Consider the following 2111-nt stretch of genomic DNA (forward strand, 5'->3'; position numbering starts at 1 on the left):
TAATAATAGAAAGAATAAGGGCTACTCCGGCTATCAAAAGCGTTTTGATGCGGTTATTTAACGACCAGATGATCGCTTTCTTATACTTCTCACCCATTGGTCCAACATGATGTTCATCGTGATTGGTAAGTTTGTTGGATTTAAGCACCATGAGCTTCGCCAGCATTGGAATAACTGTTAATGCAACTATTAGTGAGGATAGTAGAGCTACAACCAGCGTTATCGCAAAAGGGCGGAAGACTTCACCGACAACTCCGCTTACGAAGCCGATCGGACCGAATACACCTACAGTTGTAATTGTTGAGGAAGTAATTGCACTCGATACTTGTTTCGTTGCTAATCGAATTACTGATTCGTTACGCTCTTGAGCAACTTGCAGCTGACTATAAATATTTTCGATAACGACAATACTGTCGTCCACTACCCTACCAACGGCTATCGCCATACCGCCAAGCGTCATGATATTCAAGGAAATGCCCAGTGGTCCCATGACTAACAACGTAACGAGAATGGATAGAGGAATGGAAACAAGTACGATGAGTGTCATGCGTATATTACGAAGGAACAGCAAGATCATGACGGATGCCAGAATTGCGCCTAAGCCGCCTTCCTGCACCATTCCATGGATAGAGTCTTTAATATCGTTGGCTGAATTGTAAATTTTGTGGAATTTCACACCAGGCAAAGTTTGAGCCCAGTCTGTCATTAATTTATCCGCGCTATCTGCAAATTCCACGGCATTCGCCGCTTTGGTTTTGTACAAAAGCACACCGATCGCCGGTTTATCGTCTAATCTGGCAATAAACTTGGACTCACTAATGGCTTCAACCTTGGCAATTTGCTTAAGAAGTAGCGTATCGCCTGTTTTCGTGTTGATTTTTAAATTGTCCAAATTATAGATCGTATCCATTTCGCCTTTTACGCGAACCATCTGCGAGTTACCATTGAAATCCACTGTGCCTGCTGGGCTGGAAACCAATGCTGCCTTAATGGATCCAGATACATCTTCTGGTGTCAAACCGTAGTTGTTTATCGCAGGTGCATCCAGCTTAATCGTAAGCACAGCGTCCTGGTTACCGACCGAGTCAACATGGTCAACCCCTTTAAGTCCATTAAAACCAGGAAGAATTGTATCTTTATACGCATTATCTAGCTCCACTTGATTCATACTCTCATCGCCGTACACGGCTAGATAGTATACTGGTTCAGAAGCGAAGCCGGCTGTTAACACTTTAGGCTTCTCAGAGCCTTGTGGAAGCTTTACGTTGGAGATTAGGCTCTCAACATCCTTCTTCACATCTTCCGGCTTCTTATCCTGATCAAGCTCCAAAATAATTTGTGAGTAATTATCCTGCGAGCTCGAGCTAAGGGTTTTTAACCCGTCTAGTCCTGCAACCGCCTTCTCCAGCGGCTTCGTAACTTCGTCAAGCACATCCTTCGGAGGCGCTACGTATGTAGTACTTACAATGACAACTGGAAATGTAATATCTGGAAAGCTTTCTACCTTGAGCGTCGTTGTGGAATTATATATCGGGCTATGTATAAAAACAGGTGAGTGAAGTCATATTTCAGTCATATATTGGTCATATGGAAAACAATGCCGTTATGACTTCTTATGACCGGACACAAAAAAAGGGCCGCTCATTGGTTTTATCAGACCATTTGAGACAACCCTTTGATGTATGTTTAATCTGTTGTAATAAACCATTCCGCCTTCTGAGAAGCAACCAATTTTCGTTGCCCTTGGAATTCGTCGTATATACTGAGTGTATATTTCTGTAGGAATTTAGTATTAAAAATAAGGCCTTCATCCGGGATCGAGATTTTGAAGTTCTCTCTTTTCCCAAGTCGAATCTTCGTATCCTCATCCACCGTGGATTCTCCATTGAAGACGTCAAAGTCTTTGAAATCAAACTTTTTCTCAAAACGTTTAATTCCGCCGCCATCCTCAAATACAAGCAATAAGTTATGGCCTTCGGTATTAATTTCGGTCAACTTCTCTTTCGTTAATTCGTAGTTGAATTTGAGTGTAAATACTTTGTCCTCAATACTCGTCCCAATTTTATCAATGCTAATCGTGTAAGGGAATATATCCACATTCTTAAGTGTAG

Annotated in this window: 2 pseudogenes; both read right to left on the reverse strand. The window is 42.0% G+C overall.

Going from position 1 to position 2111, the window contains the following annotated elements:
• Positions 1–1522, reverse strand: a pseudogene (locus tag AC1DUA_RS37075) (efflux RND transporter permease subunit); the annotation flags it as partial.
• A gap of 164 nt (positions 1523–1686) precedes the next feature.
• Positions 1687–2111, reverse strand: a pseudogene (locus AC1DUA_RS37080) (hypothetical protein); the annotation flags it as partial.

The sequence above is a fragment of the Paenibacillus sp. 01T422 genome (assembly GCF_056398785.1).